Origin of the sequence: Nostoc paludosum FACHB-159 (assembly GCF_014698835.1) — a bacterium.
GTDB lineage: Bacteria > Cyanobacteriota > Cyanobacteriia > Cyanobacteriales > Nostocaceae > Nostoc > Nostoc paludosum.
On record NZ_JACJTU010000008.1, the window covers coordinates 217811 to 241451 of the forward strand.

17 protein-coding genes are annotated in these 23641 nt (G+C 41.4%); 10 read left to right on the plus strand and 7 right to left on the minus strand.

Features of this window, described 5'->3' with window-relative positions; all coding sequences use genetic code 11:
• Nucleotides 1-15 precede the first annotated feature (15 nt).
• Entirely contained in the window at nt 16-639 is a 624-nt protein-coding gene (locus tag H6H03_RS10890) for a Uma2 family endonuclease (RefSeq protein ID WP_190955139.1), read from the plus strand.
• A gap of 171 nt (nt 640-810) precedes the next feature.
• On the opposite strand, the gene H6H03_RS10895 is transcribed toward H6H03_RS10890, so the two are convergent.
• Complete coding sequence (locus H6H03_RS10895; RefSeq protein WP_190955140.1) at nt 811-2457, minus strand: adenylate/guanylate cyclase domain-containing protein; 1647 nt, start codon at nt 2455-2457, stop codon at nt 811-813.
• A 748-nt stretch (nt 2458-3205) separates the two neighbouring features.
• On the opposite strand from H6H03_RS10895, the gene H6H03_RS10900 reads away from it, so the two are divergent.
• Nucleotides 3206-3820 carry a hypothetical protein gene (locus H6H03_RS10900; protein WP_190955141.1) on the plus strand — a complete coding sequence of 205 codons (615 nt, stop codon included), beginning with the start codon at nt 3206-3208 and terminating at the stop codon, nt 3818-3820.
• A 135-nt stretch (nt 3821-3955) separates the two neighbouring features.
• Here H6H03_RS10900 and ylqF read toward each other — a convergent pair whose 3' ends face one another.
• On the minus strand, nt 3956-4837 hold the full coding sequence (ylqF, locus tag H6H03_RS10905; RefSeq protein WP_190955142.1) for a ribosome biogenesis GTPase YlqF: 882 nt from the start codon (nt 4835-4837) through the stop codon (nt 3956-3958).
• Between the two features lie 250 nt (nt 4838-5087).
• Complete coding sequence (locus H6H03_RS10910) at nt 5088-5501, minus strand: VOC family protein (protein ID WP_190955143.1); 414 nt, start codon at nt 5499-5501, stop codon at nt 5088-5090.
• 403 nt (nt 5502-5904) lie between these two features.
• Between H6H03_RS10910 and H6H03_RS10915 the strand changes: the two genes are divergently transcribed.
• Both H6H03_RS10915 and H6H03_RS10920 read left to right on the plus strand, forming a co-directional pair.
• Nucleotides 5905-7857 (plus strand): hypothetical protein, encoded by a 1953-nt coding sequence (locus H6H03_RS10915; protein ID WP_190955144.1) that lies wholly within the window; start codon nt 5905-5907, stop codon nt 7855-7857.
• Between the two features lie 158 nt (nt 7858-8015).
• The gene (locus H6H03_RS10920; RefSeq protein WP_190955145.1) at nt 8016-8627 is read left to right on the plus strand and encodes a hypothetical protein; all 612 of its coding nucleotides are present in this window, start codon (nt 8016-8018) and stop codon (nt 8625-8627) included.
• Between the two features lie 138 nt (nt 8628-8765).
• Here H6H03_RS10920 and fdhD read toward each other — a convergent pair whose 3' ends face one another.
• The 3 genes from fdhD to H6H03_RS10935 all read right to left on the minus strand — a co-directional run bounded on the left by fdhD (nt 8766) and on the right by H6H03_RS10935 (nt 12582).
• The gene (gene fdhD, locus H6H03_RS10925) at nt 8766-9608 is read right to left on the minus strand and encodes a formate dehydrogenase accessory sulfurtransferase FdhD (protein ID WP_190955146.1); all 843 of its coding nucleotides are present in this window, start codon (nt 9606-9608) and stop codon (nt 8766-8768) included.
• 30 nt (nt 9609-9638) lie between these two features.
• Nucleotides 9639-10289, minus strand: a complete 651-nt coding sequence (locus H6H03_RS10930) for a Uma2 family endonuclease (RefSeq protein ID WP_190955147.1) — start codon at nt 10287-10289, stop codon at nt 9639-9641.
• A 70-nt stretch (nt 10290-10359) separates the two neighbouring features.
• On the minus strand, nt 10360-12582 hold the full coding sequence (locus H6H03_RS10935; protein ID WP_190955185.1) for an FdhF/YdeP family oxidoreductase: 2223 nt from the start codon (nt 12580-12582) through the stop codon (nt 10360-10362).
• A 749-nt stretch (nt 12583-13331) separates the two neighbouring features.
• Here H6H03_RS10935 and H6H03_RS10940 point away from each other — a divergent pair.
• Together H6H03_RS10940 and H6H03_RS10945 are read left to right on the plus strand one after the other, a co-directional pair.
• Nucleotides 13332-15893: a CHAT domain-containing protein gene (locus H6H03_RS10940; protein ID WP_190955148.1), complete on the plus strand. Its 2562-nt coding sequence runs from the start codon at nt 13332-13334 to the stop codon at nt 15891-15893.
• A gap of 187 nt (nt 15894-16080) precedes the next feature.
• A complete protein-coding gene (locus H6H03_RS10945; RefSeq protein WP_190955149.1) occupies nt 16081-17001 on the plus strand; it encodes a DUF928 domain-containing protein in 921 nt (306 codons plus the stop codon).
• Here H6H03_RS10945 and H6H03_RS10950 read toward each other — a convergent pair.
• Nucleotides 16998-17291, minus strand: a complete 294-nt coding sequence (locus H6H03_RS10950; protein ID WP_190955150.1) for a hypothetical protein — start codon at nt 17289-17291, stop codon at nt 16998-17000. The genes H6H03_RS10945 and H6H03_RS10950 overlap by 4 nt on opposite strands.
• On the opposite strand from H6H03_RS10950, the gene H6H03_RS10955 reads away from it, so the two are divergent.
• The 4 genes from H6H03_RS10955 to H6H03_RS10970 all read left to right on the plus strand — a co-directional run bounded on the left by H6H03_RS10955 (nt 17266) and on the right by H6H03_RS10970 (nt 23491).
• Complete coding sequence (locus H6H03_RS10955) at nt 17266-20175, plus strand: CHASE2 domain-containing protein (RefSeq protein ID WP_190955151.1); 2910 nt, start codon at nt 17266-17268, stop codon at nt 20173-20175. The two genes, H6H03_RS10950 and H6H03_RS10955, sit on opposite strands and share 26 nt — an antisense overlap.
• The gene (locus H6H03_RS10960; protein WP_190955152.1) at nt 20172-21473 is read left to right on the plus strand and encodes a sensor histidine kinase; all 1302 of its coding nucleotides are present in this window, start codon (nt 20172-20174) and stop codon (nt 21471-21473) included. The genes H6H03_RS10955 and H6H03_RS10960 overlap by 4 nt, the downstream gene beginning before the upstream one ends.
• 407 nt (nt 21474-21880) lie before the next feature.
• Complete coding sequence (locus tag H6H03_RS10965) at nt 21881-22471, plus strand: TetR/AcrR family transcriptional regulator (protein ID WP_190955153.1); 591 nt, start codon at nt 21881-21883, stop codon at nt 22469-22471.
• 369 nt (nt 22472-22840) lie between these two features.
• Complete coding sequence (locus tag H6H03_RS10970) at nt 22841-23491, plus strand: glutathione S-transferase family protein (RefSeq protein ID WP_190955154.1); 651 nt, start codon at nt 22841-22843, stop codon at nt 23489-23491.
• Nucleotides 23492-23641: the final 150 nt, after the last annotated feature.

Consider the following 23641-nt stretch of genomic DNA (forward strand, 5'->3'; position numbering starts at 1 on the left):
TCGAGGAATTAAGCTATGACTCAAGCCTTAGGCAAACTAGTTACATTCGATGAATTCGTTGCTAAATATCCAGATAAGACGGGAAAACGTTACGAACTATATGATGGAGTAGTAGTTGAAATCCCTCAACCAACAGGCGACCATGAAGAGGTAATTGGATTTGTAGCCACAAAAATTACTTTAGAATATAGTCGCCTTAATTTGCCCTATGGTATACCAAAAACAGTATTAGTTAAACCAGTTGAGAACGAATCAGCTTACTCGCCAGATGTGCTAGTTCTAAATCTTCCTAATTTAGTTAACGAACCTCTGTGGAAAAAACAATCAACTGTTACTCAAGCAGCATCAATTTCTTTAGTAATTGAGGTAGTCAGTACAAATTGGCGTGATGATTATCTAAAAAAATACGCTGACTATGAGGAGATGGGAATTCCTGAATATTGGATTGTTGATTACGCAGCTTTCGGCGGTAGGGAATTTATTGGCAACCCTAAACAACCTACTATTTCGGTTTGCTGTTTAGAAGAAGGTGAGTATCGCGTTAGTAAATTTCGAGGCAATGACCGCATCCAATCACCAACTTTTCCAGAGTTAAATTTGACCGCAGAGGAAATTTTTCACGCTGGCACAGGCATTTAATTTTAGATTTGGGATTTTAGATTTGGAACTGAGTCATAGTTTTTAACTTTTGTAGCATATGCTCAATTTGCTCCGGTGTAGCAGGAACTCTAATAATCTCAATCAATAAACTTACTCCTATTAAACAATTGCCTCTACGAAAATTTCACTATTAAAAGAGGATTGTTATATCTAATGACTAATAATTGTTGATACTGGCTGCAATTTTGTTTGATAAACTTTCACTAATCTATCGATACCTTTGAAGCGATAATCTCCCATTTCTTGAAAATCTGAGGGTTGCGAAAGCATTGCATAAGTAGCTTCACTAATCACGCATTCACTTGGAGGACAAACTCCTTCCATGCGGGCTGCAAGATTAATTGTTGCGCCTAATGCTGTATAATCCACCCTCTGGGAACTACCAACATCTCCGACGACGGCTTTACCACTATTAATTGCAATGCGTAATTGTAGGGGTTCTTGCCAAAAATTATTGGCATTGAGATGTTCGAGACGATTTAGCATTCCCTTAGCAGCAGCTACGGCGCGATCGGCGTGGTCTAGTTGCGGTTCTGGAGCGCCAAAAAATGCCATGATACAATCGCCAATATATTTATCTAAAGTACCGCCGTAAGTAAATACTTCTTTGAGCATTTCTTCAAATAAATTATTTAATAATTGTGCGATCGCAGTTGGTGTTAATCTTTCAGAAATTGCTGTAAAACCTACTAAATCCGCAAATAAAATACTAATTTCGCTCTCTGATGGGGCTAAACGTCCATCTGGGGACGCGCCTACAGCTATCAATTGCTGTACAACTGCTGGAGAGTGATAGCGTTCTAGTCGGTGGCGAATCACTTCTTCAGTTTTGAGTTTTTCTGCCAGTAGCCAACGCTGGACGCTAGAAGCCACAAGATTTGCTAAAGCTGAAAAAAAGCTCAGTTCTTCTTCGCCTTCGTTTGCCCAATGGTAAGAAGAAAGATTGGCGTCGGCATAGAGAACGCCCACAACTTTATTTTCATCCCATAAAGGCACTGCCATTGCACTGCGAATGCCTTTGACTAAAATACTCTGTTCGCTAGCAAATCGTTCGTCCTGATGAGTATCACCAGTTTGGATGACCACTTTCTCGTCAAATACCTTTTGGCAGATGCTACGACTAATCCAACTACCATCGGCAGGTAGATGTTTTTGTTGGGAAATATTTCTAGTGGCAGCATTCACTAATTCTAAGTGTCCGCAACCATTAACATCAATTAATAATGCCAAGCGATCGATACTATCAAGGTAACGAAATACAACTTGTTGCACCTGGGAAAAAATCTCTTCTATGGACGCCGCCGCACAGAGATTTTTGGCGATATCAACTAAGTCTTTGAGACGGGCAATGGTTTTATCTTTATTGCTGATGTTACCATCTTTACTATCAGCTGCAATCCATTGCTGTTGTAGTTGTTCGACGTTGTGAAGAATTGTTCTTTGCTCATTAGTTTCTGAAGTTGGCGCATACTCTGGCGTGAATGTCGATTCTGAAACCGGATTTGTGAGCAGCACTACTAGGCTAACATTACCCAGCCAAACGACATCGCCGTGATGTAACTGTTGGGGACAGTTTAGAAGATATTTATTTACTTGCGTGCCGTTTTTGCTGCCCAGATCTTCAATAGTCCACATACCTTCAGCCGTTTTTAAAATCCGCGCATGGTTGCGGGATACTCCAGCAAAAGGTAAGTACAAGTTACATTCTGGCAAACGACCAATTGTAAATACATCTTGGTCAACTGCGATGGTTGTCTCGGTATCTCCCTCTTGTAGGCGTAGGGTGAGTTCAGTCATGAGTGTAATGATCCATTGAAGCTACAGGTGCAGGCAATTGGGTAAGTTATACCCTACAGGTTAACTTTTCACCTTTTCTTTATGACACTGTTAATTGCATTCCGACAACTGCGTGTATCTGATATTACAATTAATTCGATGTCGGGAGCCTAGCTGTAAATTAGTGTCAACTTCAACTATAACCCTGTTAAAGTCTGGCTAAATCCCGTTTTTAGCTGTTGGTAAATTGGCGATCGCTACCTTGTCCCTGTCAGAAATTTTGAATTTCCTTAGAACTATTCATCATACCTTGATAAATTCTTCTTAAACCGGAATCAAAGTTAGTGCATATACTATTGATTATTTAATTACAAAAAAATGGCGATTTCAAAGCCTCTCAGGGGCAAGATATGTGTTTAGACTATACTAGGTAATTTTTTAAACCATCTCTTACGGTATTGCTTTGAAAACTTGGAATATCGGTAACATTTAGTAGGAAATGTAAGAAAAGTAGGATTTTTTATTAAATGAATTTACTATGCTGTTAATCAGCTGTATGTTGATATAGGAATCCGGTTTAATTTTTGAACAGAATTAACTATTTGTAGGGTGCGTTATTAGTAGTGTATTTGAGATGGTTCTTTGTTAAAAGAGCTTTGAAAACTGTTGGCAGAGATATCTAAAATTTTAGATGTCCCTAACTTCAAGGGAAGTTGCCAAAAATAACTCATTCAAAATTCCTTGTTAGAGATTTTATACAGTACAAATAATGTGGTTAAGTACGAGAGTAATTAAGTCTTTGAATGACTACGAATATAGAGAGTATACAAAAAATCTTGGTTTACCTGCTAGTTATGAAATTCGCAGTATTGATTCTTGGTGCAATCCACACTTTAGTTATTCCCACAACTTTCGTCTAGATTCATTAGAGGAAGTGTGGGACTTGCTCGATTGGCTTCCAATTCCGGTATCTAGCGAACAATATTATCTATTGTTTGTAGATGCTAGCAAACACCAGATTCCAGAAAATCATCCGAGATTAAAGCTACTGGGATACGATTTATTGGATATTGAGGGCAAATCATCTTTGTGGAACTATCGACCTTGGACAGGAGTGTTAAAGCCCTTAATTCAAAAGGTGAATCGATATGGATTACTCACTAGGTCAGATGCTATAGCTGCTCAAGCTATTCTCCCCCAAGCTTGGCAAAATCACCCTCGTTCTGTTGTCAAGATTTGCGCTTTGTTTGAAGTCTTACCTTTAACGGAGTTCCAAAAATTGAAGAAGAATCCAGAAGTTGAAATTCAGTTTAGAAGCAGGAGACGCGCCACCAAGGCTAAAAATCAATTAGTGGCGGGTTTGAATCCCCAACGAAGAGATTGACCTGCGTTGAAAATAGGGATTAGAGACGTTGCAATGCAACGTCTCTACAAGAATTTTGATGACAAAGACTGCCCTTTTTGAACTTTTGCAATAAATATTTTACTGAATTATAAATTCTGTATTCTACATTTTTGTTCAATTCGGCGGTATTTCTAAGGCTATTTCACCGAGTAATCCCTTGCGAAAATCTGTTAAAAGCTGCCTTGCGGCTCGTTCGACATCACCTTTGTAACGATGCTCTGCTAAGGCGTGCAAATATGCTTCTCCAGTTTCAGATATAGAATCGAGTTGGTAGCGGGACTCTAGCGGTTTTTTTGGTAATAGATCTGTGGCTACAGCTTCTAAATAGTTCAGTAAATCTACTAAAGCTGCTGCTACTAGCTGATTATCGTAAGATGCGTCACCGATATCATCACAAATTGCTAATTTCAATGCTGCGTCTTGGTCTTCTAACCTAGCAGGGATGACACCAGGAGCATCAAGCAATTCCAGATGTTCCGAAATTCGCACCCAGCGCAGTTGGCGAGTTACCCCAGGACGAGCAGCACTTTCTACTACTCGCCGTCCTAACAGACGGTTAATCAAAGCCGATTTACCAACATTGGGAAAACCAATGACCACAGCCCGCACTGGACGGGGTAACATGCCGCGATCGCTTCTTCTTTTATTCAGTTCTACTCCAGCGGCTTGGGCTGCCCGTGCCACTTCTGCTATACCTTTACCATGTTGAGCATTGGTAAAATAAGGCGTTTCTCCTTGACGTTTAAACCAATCTATCCACAGCGATCGCATTTGCGGCGTAATCATATCTACCCGGTTGAGTATTAACACCCGTGTCTTCCCCTCCACCCACTCAGCTATTTGAGGATGGTGAGTCGCTAAAGGAATCCGGGCATCTCGTACCTCAAACACTACGTCTACACGTTTTAGCTGTTCTTTGAGATTCTTCTCAGCTTTGGCAATGTGACCTGGATACCATTGAATCAGGTTTAATTTATAGTTTTGAGTTATGGACATAATTTTTGATTAACTATCAATTACTAATTATTTTCAATCAAAGGGAGTGGGGAGATGAAGGAGATGTAGCTTTAGCTTCCCGCAGGGTGGGAGATAAGGAGAATAACCCGCATTTCTCACAAGTTTGAAATGCAGAGGGGGAAAGGGGCAGAGGGGAAAGAACAAGGCACATTGAACTCTCCCCTGCTCCCCTGCTCCCCTGCTCAAGGTTTTGAGAGATGTGGTGAGAAATCCGGGAATAACTCCTAACTCAGCACTCAACACTCCTTTTCGCTTCATGTAAAATCAAACGATTACCATCAGGGTCATAAGCATAAATTTCTCTGCCGTGAGAAGCAATGGAAATCTTTCCTGGTGGGGGATGGCCCAAAGCGGTTAAGTGGGCGATCGCATCTTCTAAGTTACTCACCTCTAAACATAAACTTATCTTACTTTTGCTGTAGACACAAAGCGGCGAGTCAAAAGACATTACTTCAAATTCCGATTCATTGGTATCCTTTGGTTTAAAAATACCTAATCGCATACTAGGCAAATGAAACTCAGCATAGACATTTGGCATCGAAGTAGCTGGTTTTTGCTTGAGCAATTTTGTATAGAAATTCACTATATTTTCATAGTTAACCGATGCTATGGTAACAAATGCATCAATACACATAAAGATCATATTTATGCAATTTCTCTAATAGATAAGTAGATATAATTTAAATATCAAATTACAATGAGTGAAATCATCTTTATAAGTAGGTTTTAACTTCTCACCTCAATATAACTGGCTTCTAATTATCACTTTTTAAAGTTTTTGTGTGCATAGCATAGGCAGTTAAGATGTTTACCTTTACAAGAACTTTATTTTAATAATACATGGGAATGATGGTAAAGTACACGTATTACATAAATTATTTCTTTATGATACTGGCAGCTGCAATGTAGTATCGGCGTCAGTGGACATTCACTTCAAAGGGTGTAGAGGCTGTGAAATATCAAAAAATGGCATAGATACTCAAGATAGCTCAACAATATTCTTCTTGCAAGATTAAAAAATCCTCTTTGGAATTTGAGGCCAAGAAATGAATATTCAAATTGCAAAAACCAATGGATTTCGAGAAACTTCTACCTTATTTCTGCTCTTAATCGTTATTATATTAATTTCATTCCCACTGTCACTGTATGGAATGAACTGGTCAGATACTAGTCAAATATTTCATTTTGGTAATAGAATTTTGCATGGTGATTTTCCCTACAAAGATTTTGATTACCAAACTGGATTTATCGGTATTGTTATAGATGCCTTTTTTCAAAAAATATTAGGAGAAAACTACTTAAGTAGTTTAATTGCTAGGTTGTTGGTGAAGATTAGCACCCTATTTTTCTTTTATTTATCTTGTAGGCAATTTACTTCAAGGCTCATATCATTCTCTGTCTCTAGTGGATGGTTATTCATGCATCCTGTACTTTATCGTGGAGGAAATGATAATTATGTAACTTTGTTTTTATCGATTACTATTTTTTTTCTCATTCTTGGTCTGAACAAGCTAACCAAAAAAGCTTCATTTATATATTTAACTACAGCTGGATTTTTTCTAGCTTTAGTCATGGCGGCACGCCAGAGTAACGGAACTATTTGTATAGGGGTTACGTTAGCAGTTCTTGTGGTCTATATTTGGAGAAATATAAAAAAAGAAAATTATTTGCTCTCTGTGTTAGCTCCATTTTTAATCGGAATTATTTTAGGATTAGGATTAATAGTAGGAGTTTTGTTATGGAATAATAGCTTATCACAAGCATTATATCATCTTTTTATTGGTGCTTCTGAAAAAAAATATATCAGCACGTTTTCCAGTTTAATCGATGCTTTATCAGGTGGAGCAATTTACTATAATTCTTCCATAGCACAAATTTTAATATACCTGGTTTTCCCATTATTATTATGTCTTTTAGCTTTTTTAATAATTATTAAACCAGAAGAATTAGTATTTAATCAAAATTTTAATCCCCCAGGATTTATAACAACATCATTTAACAGAAAATGTAATTACGTCAGACAAATAATCATCAGATTTTTAAATAAATATCGCCTAAAATTTACAATAGTAATTATTATTTTGCTAATTGTTAGTGCATTATTAGGAAAAATTTTTTTAGGTGAGAATAATATAATTTCTTATGACATCCCAAGAACATTCTTTAGCCTAGCTTTGATTGCTAGTTGTATTTTTCCTGAGAAGAGTAAACAGTTTTTCGGATTGCCATATCCAATTTTCCCATTACTGATAGCTCTCACGCTAGGAACAACTTGGGCTATGCAAATGTCCTGGCCTGGTAGACCTTATACAGATGACGATGTTTTAATTTTTTCAGCAATCTTGACTATAATTATGTCAACTAAAATTTCCCCTAGCTGGAAAAAAGGCTTAGCATTGGCATTTTTATTTATTACAGCAAGTGTATTTTCTGGATATGTGGTTCGTGACTCCATTGGGGTAGAAGCAAAGTATTACATTTCTGGGTTTTATCAGAATACTCGTTATCCTCTAGAACACCCCATGACAAAATTTGTGAAAGTCACAAAAGAGAAAGTACAAGCTTTTTCGATGCTGCAACAAAATATTAAGCCTGGGGACTCTTGTTTTATATATGGTTCGGCATCAGTTCTATATACTCTCCTAGATTGTCAAAATCCAACACATATTGATATCACAAACTCAGATGCTCTGACTTTAAAGATTGCACGCGAGGCAGTTTCTGTTTTAAAAGCGAACCCACCAAAGTGGATTGTTGATACAGGTAAAGGTGGTTTTTATATTCCAGATATTTATGATGGTTCCCCAAATTTTTATGGTGCTTTCAATCAATTAAGTCCAAAAGAGTTACATACAGGCTTACAAAGTTTGATAGGTGATTATCAATTAGTAACTACTGTCAAGGCTCGATTTACTAAAGGAGAAAAATTAGAAACTAGAGACCAGGATAAAGTATTTAGATTTCGTTTGTATAAGCATTCAGCGAACAAGGCAGATTGACTTTTAACTAATCCTTATCAGTCAAATTGATTATTAAAGTTTAATTGAATACATAATACATATTTGACTTGATGCTAAATTGAGATTTCAATATTTACAGGTTATTTAATTTAATATTTTCTATAATTTCTGCCACAAATTTTGAGAGTATAGTCAAGATGGCATATTTTGAAGACAATGCTAGTAATAGTGTTGAAATCAATGGGATTTCTTTTGAAACCCTAGTTTCAAAGCAAGTATTAACAGTTCCCAAAAAAAAATGTATAGGAAAATTGCGCTATATTTTGCAACTTTTATCACTATCAGGGGGAGAAATTTTTCCTATAGATTCTGTACAAATGGGTATACGCATCACTAATAATACAGATAAGACTCTTCGATTTCAATTGGCTTCAGACTTGTTATATCCAGAAATTGTAGGTGAAGATGATGAAATATTAGTAGAAGGTGGCTGGTTTAGCTATACACAATCAGAGGAATATACTTATCCTTCTTTGATACCAAAAGCAAATGTAACTTTTTTTATTGAAGCACAAACATTTTGGATTTGGGGTAATAGGTTAGGAATTTTAATTCCCACAAGTTTTTACGGTGGCTGGATACTTAAACCTTTGAAGCTAGGAGTATATCAGTTTAGATTTACATATTACAAATCACAAACAGAAGTAAAAATTGACGAACTCTCAAGTCAAGATACGCAGCAACTAGAAGAAATTTGGACAGGTGAAGCAAAAACTCCATTTATAGAGTTGCGTATAGTTCAAAATTAAAGGAACTCTAAATTGGAGTTAGTGCATTTTATCCAAGGAGTTACCAGTTAAACTATAAATTTTGTACTCAAAGTTCGATCTTCATTTTCTCGCAATTTTTAATTTCAAAATAATGAATTTAAAATTCAGGCACCTGTTTCAGTTTATAGTTTCTATTCTTTCCGAGCCAGTGTAAACATTAAACCGCTCTCCGCGTAAGAATCCAATTAAGGTAATTCCGAATTCTTTGGCGACAGACACCGCCAAACTACTGGGAGCAGAAACAGAACAGACGATGGGAATTCCAGCAATTGCAGATTTTTGCAAAATTTCAAAACTAGAGCGTCCGCTGACTAAGACAATATGATTATTTAAAGGTAACTCGTCACTGAGAAATGCAGAACCAATCAGTTTATCTAAAGCATTGTGGCGCCCAACATCTTCGTGCAGATTTAACAATTGTCCTTGAGTATCAAAGGTGGCCGCAGCGTGTAAACCTCCTGTTGCGGTGAAGATGCCTTGAGCAGCTCGCAGCCGATCTGGTAAGCTGTAGATAATTTCAGGTGTTACTGTTAGATCGGTAACGATCGCTGAACATCCCCGCAAACGCAAAGCCCCAAGGCTGGCTTTACCACATACCCCACAAGCGCTACTGGTATAGAAATGACGCTCCAAGGGCTGTAAGTCTGGAATTAAACCATGCCGCAGTTCTACATTTACAATGTTATATCGTTGCTCCCCATCTACTGACTCGTCTACGCAATAACTAATACGTTGGATATCTTCTCTACGGTTAACGACTCCTTCAGCATAGAGAAAACCAGCAGCTAGTTCAAAATCTGCGCCTGGTGTTCGCATGGTAACAGCTACAGTTTTTTGGAAGGGAGCGAGGCGAATTTCTAAAGGTTCTTCGGTGGTGAGATGATCGAAGCGCGATCGCATTTTACCATTTTCCACAACCCAAACTCGCCCTTTGGTTTTGCTACCAGCTTGTCTATTCATTAGCTATCAAATTTTAGGGGCGGTCAATTTTTATAAATTTTCGGGATTTATATTTAATTCTCGCAGTTTTGCTGCCAAGCGATCGGCACGTTGTTTTTCTTGTTCAACAGCTTCTTCCGGTGTAGGAATTAGTTGTCCTTGAGTTGTAAAGTAACGCAATTTGCTTTCATAAACACCCAAGTACAAACTTAGCTGTTGACTCCACAATAAACCTTGAGGGTTGGGTTCTATGGGCTGATAAGTACCACCAACTAAGATAAATCCAGCAAATTCTAAATTTTTGGGGTCAAACCAAAAGTATTCGGGTGTGCGGAAGATATCTTGATAAATTTGTTTTTTTAACCCTTTATCAACTGCTGCTGTAGAATCAGAAAGTAGTTCTATAATCAAGTTGGGATATTTACCATCTTCTTGCCAAACCACCCAACTATCACGGGGCTTACGTTCAGTATCCAACACCACAAAGAAATCCGGCCCCCGGAAATCTTCAGATTTACGCTGGCGAGGACTGTAATAAATGCTAAGATTCCCGGCAGCAAAAAAGTTGTTGTGGTCTCGCCACCACCAATCAAGGCATTTTATTAATAGCAACATTTGTTGCAAATGTAGATATGTTTCCAATGGCGGTTCGTTACTTTCTATATTTCCTGAAGGAAATATTACATCTTTGGCGACAGACATAGCTGCAAGTATGGGGTGATATAGTTTAGCGTAGCAGTAGAAGTTAAAGATGTTGTTAAAACTAGGAAATTTAAATTTTTTCTAACCAGGCGATCGCATTATAATCAGGAACACCTTCGAGCGATCGCTTACTTTTATCTAATAGTACATTTCCTTCCGGCCAATGTATTTGCAAGTTACCTGATTGAATTGGTGCAATGTAAACTAGGCAAGGCAACTCGCCTAACTCATTTTTCAAAATTACTCGATCCCCATCCTTTAAACCCAACTTTGCCGCATCAGCAGCATTCATTAACACCGCCTCTCGTACTGCTCCGGTAATTGCATCTCTGGGTTCCTGCACCATACTATTAAACTGTTTCCCTCGGCGGGTTGCTACGAAAAAACAGCCCTCTGGCAATTCTCGCTGGCGTGGCAATAAAACTCCAAAGTGTGCTTTCCCATCAGGTGTTGGGAAGTTCCAACCAAAGCACAAATGCGAACCGCCATATTGAAATTGGTCGCCAGCTTGCTGCAAGTGTTGAATACCAGCATACTGTGGCACGACTTGGGCAATTTCTTGACGCATTGCAGATGTATCAGCAAAAACTAACTTGTCTGTTAAATCTGGCTTGACGCGCCTTGCCAATTCCAAAAACACTTCCCACTCTGGACGCGCTTCCCCAATGCGCGGCCCTGGAATTTCTGGACTGAAAATTACCCGGCGTTCGGTGTTAGTTTCTGTGACTCCCCCCGGTATTTCGTAGCGAGTTGTGGCAGGTAAAAGCACCACAGTATCAGCAGGTTCCACTAACATCTGGCTGGAGAGAACAATATCCATATGCACCCGCAGCGGGATTTGCTTGAGGGCACTTTCCACATAATCTGGTTCTGGTAGTACTTCTAGGAAATTTCCACCCACGGAAAACAACACATCTAATTGTCCGTGATGTGCGGCATTAATCATTTCCGGAGCAATCAAACCTTTAGTTGCTGGCACCTCAAAGCCCCAACGCTGACTTAATTGGGCAGCATTTTCTGGGGTGATGGCTTTACCACCAGGAAATACCGTCGCGTAACACCCCATCTCTGCACCACCCTGCACCCCAGAGTGACCGCGAATTGGCATTAAACCGCAACCTTCCCGACCGACAAAACCTTTGGTGAGGGCTAAGTTGATAATACTTCGGACATTATCTTCACCGCACTCATGCTGAGTAATGCCCATACTCCAAACAAATACTGCTTTGTTGGCTTCCCCAACCATTTTGGCAAAGGCGTACATTTCTTCGCGAGATGCGCCAGAAAGCCGTTCTAATTCTTCCCAAGATTGGCTTTCTAAAGATGCTTTCAGTTGTGCAAAGCCGACTGTATGTAAATTAATAAATGACTCGTCTACCCAATTGTTAGCAATTATATGTTTTATTGTGCCATTTAAAAATGCTATGTCCCCGCCCATGTTAATTAAAAAGAAGTCTTCGGCAAACTTGGTACCGAAAAGGGCACTTTCAATAATTGAAGGCACCCAGTAACGCTCCATTCCTGGCTCACGGTAGGTGTTAATTACTACAATTTTAGTGCCAGCTTTTTTTGCATAATGCAGATATTTAACGGTAACAGGCTGATTATTGGCAACATTCGAGCCAATGAACACCAACAAATCAGTACCAATCCAGTCTTTATAAGAACAAGTCGTAGCGGCTGCACCGAGAGCAGCTTTTAACCCTGCTGTACTAGGAGAATGACAAATACGGGCAGCGTTATCTATATTATTGCTCCCCATTGCCCGCACAGCTTTTTGCGTAGCGTAGTAAGTTTCGTTAACGGTGCCACGACTGGTAACATAGAAGCTGAGGCGGTCTGGTGTGGTAGCCCGGATGCGAGTAGCAATTATCTCTAAAGCTTCATCCCAGCTAACACGACGAAACCCTTTTTCATTGCGTTGACGAATCATTGGGTAAGGAAGTCTTCCCAAGTCGCGCAATTGGACACTTTTTTGGTTTTGCAACTGCGAGACATCCTCTAGTAGCATGGGATCAAAAGCTGGCATTGTATTCATCCGCAACAGCCGCAACCGGACATTGCACAGATGAATGCCATCTAAAGTCCAATCTTTCATCCCGGTTGTTCCAAGAGCGCAACCATCGCAAACACCTTTATCTAAGATATTCCATGCATAGGGTAGTTGGTCGCGAGAAAGCCAAATTGCCCGAAATACTTCCCAGTAGTTATTCGGGTACTGTTCCCCGATGCCGAAAGGCTTCCAACTCGCCCAGTGCTGGGGCGTCCAATTTCTCTTGGGTTTGGGCAACATGACACGCTCCCTATGAGATGATATGGTCATTCTTCTACACTAGCGTTAAGTAGCCTTAATTTGACACCAATACCAAGCTTAGCGCCCCTACGATTATCTGTACCTCACCAAGCTGCAATGTGCTGTAGGTTTTCACCATAATCACTGTGCAATTACTCTTGCGAGAAATATTCTCTGGAATATTTCCTTGCATCAACTGTTACGACTTGCTCCTAAAACAATCACATCACTGGCGTTGCATAATAAATGGGTTCTTGTCAGATTTTGGTGATGATGAAAGGTTACGCGCTTTAAGGCAGCTATGCTGGAGGCAGTGTTTCGACTACGCTCAACAACCGGGCAGAAGGGTTTAAAACGTTTTCTTATCCGAGCGTGGGATTTGTGACTTCAAGGGGCGATCGCAAGAAGGCTTTGTTGTGATGCAGATATTCTATAATCCTTGCTATGCTTCAATTGTGGGAATTTTCTCTTCCTCTTCCTTCTGCCCTCTGCCGTCTGCCTTCTGCCTTACCCCAACCAAGATCACCAAAAGTTGCCAAGAACCAATAAATGGATGAATTGAGGTGTTGTAACGCAAGGTATATAAAAATACCTCTATTTTGCTGATTTATACCGTATTTATCCAACGCTGATGTTATTAATCATGCCATTTTGGGAACTCTAACTTTACATCAGTTGAAGGAACTTTTTGGTGATGAGAGCCAATTACCCTATTACTAAACAAACTCGTAAACTATCAGTAACTACCTATGGCTTTCCAAATCAAAAAACGTCTTTGGCTATATATCAGTATAAGTATTTTGAGCTTGTGTTTAGCAGTGGCTATTGCACCTGCTAAAGCATCTTTGCAAGTACCAACAAATTCTGCTGTGAATGTGTCAGCATTTACTTCTCAAACTACCAATTGGTTAGAACAGGGAAGGAACCTCTACAATTCAGGACGTTTTGCCGAAGCAGTGACAGCTTGGCAAACCGCAGTACAAAAGTACCATGGCCAAGGCGATCGCATCAACGAAGCCCTAAGCTTGAGTTACCTCTCATTGGCACAACAGGAACTCAACCAATGGGAAGCAGCTAGACAATCTATCGAGCTAAGTGTAAAAATTTTGCAAACGGCTAAACCCTCTGCCGATGCAATTATTTGGGGGCAAATACTGAATGCCCAAGCAAATTTAGAACTACGTATTGGGAAAGCTGAAACCGCCCTCGAAATTTGGCAACAAGCTCAAAAATATTATGACCAGGCAGGGGACAAAATGGGCAGCTTAGGCAGTCAAATCAACCAAGCACAAGCTTTACAAAGTTTGGGATTTTACCGCCGCTCAAAACAACAACTACAGACGCTGATGCAAAAGCTGGCAGTTATGCCAGATTCGGAAATCAAAGTTAGTGGATTGCGATCGCTGGGTTTGGCTTTGCACGCCATCGGTGATGCCAAAAGCCAGGAAGTTTTAGAACAAAGTTTAGCCACAGCAAACAAAATTACTGCTAAAACTCAGTTAAGTTCTATTCTTTCAAGTCTAGGAAAAGTTGCCTCTGACTCACTCGACCCAGAAGCAGCATTAAATTACTTTGAAGATGCCCAAACAGCAGCTACAAACCCGAATGAAGCTTTACAAGCCCATTTAGCTCGTTTCAAATTGTTGGTAGATTACGACAAATTGGAATATGCCATTCCCCTAGCGCCCCAATTACGGCAACAGTTGTCAGAACTACCACCCAGCCATAGCTCCCTAAATGCAGCGATTAATTTTGTCGCCACCTTGAATCGCTTGGAAAACCCCGATCGAGTTTTACCAAGCAAAGATTTGGCACAACTGATGGCAGACACAGTTAAATCTGCCCAAAAAATTCAGGATGAAACCGCCGAAGCCTATGCACTGCATGAGTGGGCACAACTCTTCCGTCGCGCAAAACAGTGGTCTCAGGCACAAGAACTAGCCCAGAAATCCCTCAATATTGCCCGTCAACTCCAAGCTGACGATTTGATTGCTCAATCAGCTTGGCTGTTAGGGAAATTGTATAAACAACAGAACAATCGGCAAGAAGCAATTACAGCCTACACTGAAGCAGTTAAGTCATTAAAAGCACTGCGAGGGGATATGGCTGGTGTTAACCCAGATGTTCAATTTTCCTTCCGCGAAAGTGTAGAACCTGTCTATCGGGAACTGGTGAGTTTACTTTTGGATGAGGAACCAACCCAGGATGCATTAATGGAAGCGCGGGAATTAATTGAGTCACTGCAAATCGCTGAACTTGATAACTTTTTCCGCGAAGCTTGTTTAGATAAAGCGCAGCAGATTGACCAAGTTGACCCCACAGCAACGGTGATTTATCCCATTATCCTTAGCGATCGCTTAGGAATAATTTTCTCTAAAGCTGGACAACCACTGCGTTACTATGTCACTCAAAAATCCCAAGCTGAAATTGAACAAACTCTAAATAATTTCCTAATTGCTCTCAACCCAGTCTCAGACTCAACAGTTCGCGAACAATTGTCCCGGCAGATTTATGACTGGCTGATTCGTCCAGCAGAAGTAGATGGAGCCTTCCAAGGCACTCAAACATTGGTATTTGTTTTGGATGGTCGGTTGCGGAATGTTCCAATGGCAGCCCTGTACGATGGCGATCGATATCTGATTGAGAAGTATGCTGTGGCGCTCTCACCAGGATTGCAACTGATGGCGACGCGATCGCTCTCTTCAAACCAGATTGATGCAATTGTCGGCGGTATCAGCCAATCTCGCGCTGGTTTTACTGCTTTGCCAGCTGTGGAATCAGAAGTCAAGCAAATCTCCCAGACAGTGCCATCTTCGATGTTACTGAACCAAAAATTCACTAGTTTAGCCCTCGCCGATCGCGTCAAATCCGGTAGTGCCAATATTGTTCACCTAGCAACCCACGGACAGTTTAGCTCCCGCCTGGAAGATACCTTTTTACTTGCGTGGGATGGACGAGTTGATGTCAAGGAGTTGTCTGAACTCCTGAAAAATCGTAGTGGTAATTCATCAAAAGCGATCGAATTATTGGTACTGAGTGCCTGCGATACTGCAACTGGGGACGATCGCGCCGTTCTTGGACTAGCAGGCTTGGCTGTTAAATCCGGTGCCCGTTCCACCATCGCCACACTCTGGCCAGTCAAAGATCGAGCAGCCCAAATGCTCATGACTCGCTTCTATGACCAACTACGGCTACCCAAAATCACTAAAGCTGAAGCACTACGACAGGCACAAATTAACCTAATTCGCAAAACTGATTTCCGCGAACCGTTCTTTTGGTCTGCCTTTGTTTTAGTTGGAAACTGGCTGTAATTACGTGAAATTACTGTTAGGTATTGCACTAATCAAACAGTTATTTTATGGAATTTCAGCCGAAATTCGTTTATAAATACTAGTATCCTTCCCTTATTTGACTAGTTTTCCTAGTATTCAATGATTTTTTCGCACAGTGATTTTAATGTATTTTCTATCACTATTTAATCAAATGAGGTCAAATACCATGAAACGTCGATATTTAATTAGTGCATTGAGCATCATTGCTCTAATTGCCAGTAGTACCTGGGCTAATGCCTATGCTGTAACATTTACCCCACCAAGCCAAAATGCCGCTCCCCGACAGGCAACAGGAGGAGCGTCCCGTGGCAATCTTTTTACCCCAACCAAAGGGAATAGTGCGCCGAGACAGGCAACAGGAGGAGCCTCTCGTGGCAACCTCTTTACTCCCGATCAAAGCAACAGCGCTCCCCGACAGGCAACAGGAGGGGCGTCTCGTGGCAACCTCTTTACTCCCGATCAAAGCAACAGCGCTCCCCGTCAAGCAAGTGGGGGTGCTTCCCGCCTTGGTACTTACTACTTGAATCCATCGACTGTTGCAGCAGAAGGGCCCGCAGCGCTAATTGCACTTCTGCCCCAAAGCTTCTATGGGACAACGGTATCTGAACGTCCCACAATCTTGGTATACCTCCCTGCTTGTAATGCCGAAGAAGCTGTGTTTAGCCTCAAAGATGAAGCTGGCAATACACAGTATCAAATGAGCATTCCCGTTGCGCTAAAAGCTGGAGTAATGGCAGTCAAATTACCAGCCGATGCACCCGTTTTAGCTGTTGGGAAAAACTACCAGTGGTTCCTAGCGCTGAAAGTGGACGGAACACTCAGCCCAAGTACGCCTTACGTTGATGGTTGGATTCAGCGCATTCAGCCCAATGCTGAACTGGCAACGGCGATGCAGCATGGAGATGCTCTCAAACGTGCAGCTGCTTTCGGTAAAAACGGGGTGTGGTATGACTGTGTAGCAACAATGGCTACGCTGCACACCGCCCAACCCAACAATGCAACTATCATCAAGCAATGGGAAGAACTTCTCTCCTCAGTTAGCTTAAAGGATATTGCAACAGTTCCCTTAGTGGCGTCTGCTAATTAGGAGCTGGGGAGATGGGGGGGTGTGGGGGGTGTGGGGGGTGTGGGGAGTGTGGGGAGTGTGGGGAGTGTGGGGAGTGTGGGGAGTGTGGGGAGATGGGGAAAAAGAGAATTTATGCTTCCCTTTCCTCCTACCCCTCCCCATCCTCCCACACCTCCCCATCCTCCCACCCCTCCCCATCCTCCCACACCTCCCCATCCTCCCACACCTCCCCATGCCCCAATTCCAAAAATGCTAATCAATATTATTTGAGCCTGTTGCCGAATTATGTGGGGTAAATTCCAAGCTTTCATCCAACGCTTTGGCAGTATTTTGATTATTACTCCCAGTGTTGCTCTGACAGTTATTGTTGGGCAATCATTGGGACTTTTTAATTTGGCTGAGTGGAAACTTCGTGATGAGTGGATGCGGCAGTCTACGTGCGAAGCACATACCCTTGTTGGGTGTTCGCAAAATACCATAGCTGATGAAATCGTAATTGTCACAGTTGATGAACGCGATATCCAATCAGTCGGTAAATGGCCAATTCCAGACTGGTCACTAGCACAATTACTAGAAAAAATCTACGCGCAACAACCCCGCGCCATCGGCTTGGATCTCTATCGGGATTTACCGGAAGACACCGGGTACGATCGCCTTGTAAAAATCTTCCGCAAAGCTGACAATTTGATTGGTGTTGAGAAAATTACTGGGGAGCGTGTCAATCCGCCACCAGAATTGAAAAAACTCGATCGAGTGGGATTGGCAGATTTGGTGTTAGATGGCGATCGCCATGTCCGTCGTGCCTTACTGACAGCTGCGGATGCCAAAGAACAGGGAAAAATTAAAGCCGGGCTGGCAACTCTTGTAGCCCTCAAATATCTTGAAGCCGACAAGATAACCTTAGAATCTGTTGACGAAAAGCAACAAAAGTTTCGATTGGGCAATCAAATCTTTCTGCCACTACAAAATCAACAAGCAGGTTATTCCGATACCGATTTAGGAGGGTATCAAATTCTGCTCAACTGGCATGGTTCAGAAGCGGCGTTTCGCACGGTTGCGATGCGGGATGTGTTGGCAGGAAAAATTCCAGCAGACTTAATGCGCGATCGCATGGTGTTTGTTGGCTCAACTGCTGCCAGTACTAATGACTTCTTTAGCACACCCTTCAGTTCGTCCTTGATTTCTGCTCAAAAACCTACACCTGGTATTGTTATCCATGCCAATATTGCCCATCAACTGGTGCAAGGGGCAAAAACAGGTAAAGCAAACTTGCACGGCGTTTCTGGCATAGTTGTGTTAGTGTCGATTATCTTGTCGTCTCTGATGGGTTCTGGTGGTAGTTGGTGGTTAGCTAATGTGCGTACTAAATGGCAGATACCAGGGGGCAAAATTCTTTGGGCAACTGTAGGCGTCAGTGGCACATTTCTGGGTGGTGGCTACGGAATGTTTTTGTACGGTATTCTAATTCCGGTCACACCCGCCTTAACTGCATTTATCAGCAGTGTAATTGCCACAACCAATGCCTATAAACAGCAGAAGTTAGAAGAAGCAAATCGACAATTAGAAATTGCCAATGGTCAATTATTAGATTACTCTAAAACCCTGGAGTTCAAAGTTGAAGAGCGAACTCATGAACTTTTGGAGGCAAAACAAGCTGCTGATGCTGCTAACGAAGCAAAGAGCGAGTTTCTAGCCAATATGAGCCATGAGCTACGCACACCGCTCAATGGCATCCTTGGTTTTGCTCAGGTGCTAGAAGCATCAACAAACTTAACAGATAAAGACCTAAAAGGAGTCAGCATTATCTACCAGTGTGGGAGACATCTGTTGATGCTGATCGATGACATTCTCGACCTTTCAAAAATTGAAGCTCGTAAATTAGAATTGGTTGCGACTAATGTACATCTGTCCAGTTTCTTACATGGTGTCACCGAGATTTGCAGTATTCGAGCCGATCAAAAAGGAATTAGATTTAACGTCTCAATGGACGATGGCCTACCAGTTGTCATTCAAGTAGACGAAAAGCGTCTCCGGCAAGTGTTGATTAACTTACTAGGCAACGCTATTAAATTCACAGACAACGGTAGCGTGACGTTTAAAGTAGATGTACTGGAGACTGGGGACTGGGGACTGGGGACTGGGGAGTGTGGGGAGTGTGGGGAGTGTGGGGAGTGTGGGGGGGAAAGATTTCTTCCCACACCTCCCACACCTCCCACCCCTCCCACACTTCCTGCTTGCCCAATCACCAAGATTCGCTTCCAAATTGAAGATACAGGTATTGGGATGTCGCCAGACCAACTAGAAAAAATCTTTTTGGCATTTGAGCAAGTAGGTGATGCCGGACGGAAATCTGAAGGTACTGGCTTGGGATTAGCAATCAGTCAAAGAATTGCAGCATTGATGGGTAGCCAAATTCAAGTGCAGAGTCACCTGGGTGAAGGAAGTCTATTTTGGCTGGATTTGACAGTATCAGTCCCAGCTTCCCATGACTGGCATATAGAAACCATCGCCTCAACTCACCAGAAAATCGCCGGTATTCGGGCTAGTGTGCCTCAAATTCTAATTGTTGATGATGATGACAACCACCGTTCCATGTTGACCAGTCTGCTACAAGAAATTGGCTGTGGCATTTTGCAAGCAAACGACGGCAAACATGGGCTACAAATGGCAACTGAACATCAACCGGATGCGATTGTACTTGATTTAGCTATGCCTAATATGGATGGGTTTGAATTCATGGTTCACTTACAAGGAAATGCCCAAACTCGTTCTATCCCGATTATTGTTTCTACTGCCAGCGTATTAGAAGAAAATCGGCAACGGAGTTTAGAGGCAGGGGCAAGAGCATTCTTACCTAAACCCCTCCAAATTGATGAACTATTCAATGCACTGCGTTCGGTACTAAAAGTTGACTGGATTTATACCGAATCCAAACCTCAGCAGTTATCTGCTAAGAATGAGCAAGTAGATAATAATGAGTTGATTTTGCCGTCTAGGGATATTTTGCAACAACTCTATCATCTGGCAATGATGGGAGATATTCCAGCGATAGAGGGAATTATAGAAGAGCTAATCAAGCAAGATAGTAGTTTAACTCCTTTCGCAACTGAGTTGAGCAAACTCACTGCCAACTTCCAAACGGCAAAAATCCGTAAGTTCCTCAAATCATTTGTAACAACGGAGTCACGTCCATGATCGCTGAATCTCTTTTGAAACCAATGCATATTTTGTTGGTGGACGATAATCCAAATAATCTGAAGGTGCTATCTGAAGCGATTCAGGGATGTGGTTGGAAAGCACTCATGGCAACAGATGGAGAGTCGGCGATCGAACAGATAGAATACGCCCATCCCGATCTGATTCTCCTCGATATTATGATGCCAGGTCTAGATGGATTTGAAACTTGCCGCAGGCTTAAAGCCAATGCTGTTACTAAGAATATTCCGATCATTTTTATGACTGCTTTGTCCGATGCCACAGACAAAGTGAAAGGATTGGAAATTGGTGCAGTTGATTACATTACCAAACCTTTTCAACAGGAAGAAGTCATTGCCCGATTAAAGTTACACTTGAAAATTTCCCATCTGACGCGGACATTGGAACAACGGGTGCAAGAACGCACCGCTGAATTAACTCAATCTCTACAACAGTTACAACAAACCCAACTACAACTGATCCAGAGTGAGAAAATGTCCACCCTTGGACAACTTGTTGCAGGCATAGGTCATGAGATCAATAACCCAATTGGTTTTATTAGTGGAAATTGCTCTCATATTGAGGAATATGTGAACGATCTCCTTCGTTTGGTGAATTTGCAACAGCAAAAGTTACCACACTCAGATCCAGAAATTGAAGAATTTGTCGAAGAAATTGACTTAGAGTATATGGCTGAGGATCTACCAAAGCTTCTTTTATCAATGCACCAGGGAATTGGCCGCCTCAAGGACATCAGCCTCTCTCTAAGAACATTTGCTAGATCTGATATTTCATCTAAGGTAGAGTTTCAAGTTCACGAAGGAATCGATAGTACTTTAATGTTATTGAAACATCGGCTCAAAGACCAAGGAGACCGCCCTAAAATCGAGGTTGTCACACAATACAGCGAGCTACCTTCTATTACTTGCTATCCCGGACAGCTGAACCAGGTATTTATGAATATTATCGCTAATGCTATTGATGCATTTGACGATCTTCATCAAAACCGCTCAAATCGAGAAATAACCACTTGGGATAACACGATCGCAATTACTACATCGGCCGATCGCCAGCAAAAAACCGTTACAATTTGCATTGAAGATAATGCTCTTGGTATGCCACCTGAGGTGCAAGCGAGAATTTTTGAGCCATCTTTTACAACTAAGCCCGTCGGTAAGGGAACTGGACTAGGATTAGCTATCAGCTACCAAATTATTGTTGATAAACATAATGGACAAATTAACTGTTCGTCAATTTCTGGTCAGGGAACGAAGTTTATTATTACTCTGCCAATTTAGTCTTAAGCAAGTCGGTGAAAAAAATAAGTAAATAAAATTATTTTAAGTAGGTCGTCGTAAATATTTATCGTCAGGATAAGGCAGGGGGCAGGGGGCAATCTTTAATCGAACCTGATATTAGATGAATTGAACAAAAGATTTTTGTACGTTTGTTCAAAATAAGATATGTAGAAAAAAGAATGGCTTGGAATTGGCGATCGCCCCTCAAATTCTCATCAAAAAACATCTTACAACAATCGAATTAAACTCCAACGGGAGTTAAAATACTGACTTAATTATCATAAAAAGTAAAATTTACTACAATCTTTATCCTAGAGATACAGCTTCAAAACTGAATCTTGATTAATCATTCAAAAATATGTATAGTTAACAAATACACACAATAACTGGGAGACTTCAATTACCCCGTGGTTCGGCAACGAGAATTTGATAAGGACGAAGCTTTAACAATCATCATGGATTTGTTCTGGCAGCGTGGTTATGCCAACACTTCCATGAAAGACATTGTGCAAGCCACAGGAATCCAGCCTGGAAGCTTATATGCTGCCTTTGGCGACAAAGAAAAGTTATTTCATCAAGTATTCAAAAAATACACACAAGAATTCTTTCGGGCTTCTATGCCACGCCATTCTCCACCCTTGGAATGTATTCAACAATGGTTCGATCTATTGGCAAAAGCGATGATTAACGACTCGAAACATAAGGGTTGTTTGATTATTAACACAGCCATAGAGCGCGAATCCCATTCACCCAGCACGATCGCGATTATTGAAGATCGTTTAGACGAAATTGAATCATTCTTTCGGCTGAATCTTGCTCAAGCAATTGAGGACGGAGATTTGCCGAAATCATTCGCGATCGATGTGAATGCTAAAGCATTGCTGGGATTAGTTGTAGGTATGTTAGCTGTTGCACGAATCCGACGTGATGCTCCAACTCTTAACAGTATTGCAGCAGGAGCAAGGACACTGCTTCAGTCAAATTCATCCCGTTCCTAAAAGGGATAGAATTTAGCGTTGATTTTTGATGGTTGACAGGCATCAATTAACAGTCTAAGAATGACTCTATTCATGCGATCCTTAGAAGGAATGGGTTTTCCCCACCCCTAAAGAGGATGGAATTTCACCTGACGGTTAACGTTCAACAGGAGCCAGTGCATTGGGCGGCCTCCTTGGCTTCTCGCCCCTTGAACGCAGAAGTCGTAGAGTAGCAACTGGCGTTCAACAGAGCCAACAATGTCAGAGCGTCGTTGAGAAATTAATTTTAGGATTTGGTCTTGACAATCATTTTGTTTAGTTTTATCTTGAATGAGTGTTCAAATTGAATAAACGTTCAACAACACTGCTAAAACCTCAGGAGTAAACCTTATGTCCAGCTTAGTTGTACACGGCTTTCCAGTCAGTCCTAATGTTCGTTCTGCTCGCATTGTCTTAATCGAAAAAGGAATTGACTACCGCTTCAACGAAATTGGGTTTGACTATCTGGGGACAGACGAATACGCCAAGCTCAACCCATTTCGGAAAATGCCTGTATTGGAACACGGAGATTTCGTTTTGTACGAAACTCCAGCCATTTTAGGTTACGTTGATGAAGCTTTCGATGGGCCATCCTTGCAGCCTACCGATGCCAAAGCACGCGCTCAAGTGCGTAAATGGATTGGCATTGCGGCAAGTTATTTGTATCCAGTCGGTGTGATGCAATTGTTTTTGCAACGAATAATGAGTCCAATTATGGGTGGTATACCTGATGAAGTTGTTGTTGCAGAGTCAGCAAACACTACCAGTCACCATTTAGATGTCCTCGAAAAAGAGCTGGCAACATCATTTATTGTAGGTAATACATTAACCTTGGCTGATATTTTCGCTGGGTCAATGGTGTACTACGTCAATATGACCAAGGAAGGATCGGCACTGATTAAAGCTAGACCCAAAACAGCAGCGTGGTTAGACAATCTCAGCCAGCGCCAGAGTTTTCAGCAAACTCTCGCTGGACTGCTGGAAGGAAAGGCACAAGGTTAGATAGTTCAGATTGCTAGAGAAACGCAGATTTGAATGATGATTGGTTTTTCCATACATTCAGACCATCATCAACACCTCAGATAACATAGGTGGGCGCTCAATGATATGAGGGCATTGTCATTGCCGTGAGCAAACTTCGTAAACAATCAA

Coding starts and splice junctions, on each gene's coding strand:
- ylqF (WP_190955142.1), bottom strand. CDS start 4,837: ATGTCCATAACTCAAAACTATAAATTAAACCTGATTCAATGGTATCCA.
- H6H03_RS10900 (WP_190955141.1), top strand. CDS start 3,206: ATGTGGTTAAGTACGAGAGTAATTAAGTCTTTGAATGACTACGAATAT.
- H6H03_RS10930 (WP_190955147.1), bottom strand. CDS start 10,289: ATGTCTGTCGCCAAAGATGTAATATTTCCTTCAGGAAATATAGAAAGT.
- H6H03_RS10955 (WP_190955151.1), top strand. CDS start 17,266: ATGTGGGGTAAATTCCAAGCTTTCATCCAACGCTTTGGCAGTATTTTG.
- H6H03_RS10935 (WP_190955185.1), bottom strand. CDS start 12,582: ATGTTGCCCAAACCCAAGAGAAATTGGACGCCCCAGCACTGGGCGAGT.
- H6H03_RS10915 (WP_190955144.1), top strand. CDS start 5,905: ATGAATATTCAAATTGCAAAAACCAATGGATTTCGAGAAACTTCTACC.
- H6H03_RS10920 (WP_190955145.1), top strand. CDS start 8,016: ATGGCATATTTTGAAGACAATGCTAGTAATAGTGTTGAAATCAATGGG.
- H6H03_RS10895 (WP_190955140.1), bottom strand. CDS start 2,457: ATGACTGAACTCACCCTACGCCTACAAGAGGGAGATACCGAGACAACC.
- fdhD (WP_190955146.1), bottom strand. CDS start 9,608: ATGAATAGACAAGCTGGTAGCAAAACCAAAGGGCGAGTTTGGGTTGTG.
- H6H03_RS10950 (WP_190955150.1), bottom strand. CDS start 17,291: ATGAAAGCTTGGAATTTACCCCACATAATTCGGCAACAGGCTCAAATA.
- H6H03_RS10890 (WP_190955139.1), top strand. CDS start 16: ATGACTCAAGCCTTAGGCAAACTAGTTACATTCGATGAATTCGTTGCT.
- H6H03_RS10945 (WP_190955149.1), top strand. CDS start 16,081: ATGAAACGTCGATATTTAATTAGTGCATTGAGCATCATTGCTCTAATT.
- H6H03_RS10910 (WP_190955143.1), bottom strand. CDS start 5,501: ATGATCTTTATGTGTATTGATGCATTTGTTACCATAGCATCGGTTAAC.
- H6H03_RS10960 (WP_190955152.1), top strand. CDS start 20,172: ATGATCGCTGAATCTCTTTTGAAACCAATGCATATTTTGTTGGTGGAC.
- H6H03_RS10970 (WP_190955154.1), top strand. CDS start 22,841: ATGTCCAGCTTAGTTGTACACGGCTTTCCAGTCAGTCCTAATGTTCGT.
- H6H03_RS10940 (WP_190955148.1), top strand. CDS start 13,332: ATGGCTTTCCAAATCAAAAAACGTCTTTGGCTATATATCAGTATAAGT.